This is a genomic window from Sphingomonas sp. LH128 (assembly GCF_000293195.2).
Classification (GTDB): Bacteria; Pseudomonadota; Alphaproteobacteria; order Sphingomonadales; family Sphingomonadaceae; genus Novosphingobium; species Novosphingobium resinovorum_A.
The window spans coordinates 1-590 of record NZ_ALVC01000587.1 but is presented as its reverse complement, the minus strand read 5'-3'; the positions used below and the strand labels follow the sequence as shown (position 1 = coordinate 590).

At 61.7% G+C, this 590-nt stretch carries 1 protein-coding gene; it reads right to left on the bottom strand.

From position 1 onward, the window contains the following. Positions 1-590 (bottom strand): IS66 family transposase (gene tnpC, locus LH128_RS30435; protein WP_008833538.1); only part of this gene is annotated, 590 nt, incomplete at both ends.

Below are 590 nucleotides of genomic sequence, written 5' to 3'. Positions count from 1 at the left end.
AGCATCAGGCTGTAGGTGACGGCGCTCGCCCGTGCGCCGTCCACGGTGTCGCAGAAAAGCCAGGATTTTCTTCCTGTTGCAAAAACCCTGATGTCGCGTTCGAGAAGATTGTTGTCGATCGGCATCCTGCCGTCTTCGACGTAGCGCGTCAGGTATTCCCACTGGTTGAGGGTGTAGGAGACCGCATCGCCAAGCTTGGTGTCGGGCACAACCTTGGGCGCGATGGCATCGAGCCACGCCTTGAGGGCATCCAGGACCGGGACGCTATGTTTCTGGCGGAAGCGGCGCATGTAGCTAGCCTGCGTTTCCCCCTCATCGGGTATTTCGTCCCGCGCCTGCCTTTCGATCCGGTAGAGCTGGTCGAAGAACTTGAGCGCCTGTGCGGGCGGCCCGCCTTGTTTCTTCCTCGCCTTGAGGGCGTCGGCAAAGCGCCGTCTGGCGTGGGCCATGCAGCCCAGATGCGTGGCGCCTTTCAATGTGCGCCAGGCCGTATAACCGTCGCTCATCAGGATACCGCGATAGTCGCCGAGGAAGGCCTGCGGATGTTCCTGCCCGCGACCGGGTTGATAGTCGAACAGCACGATCGGCTG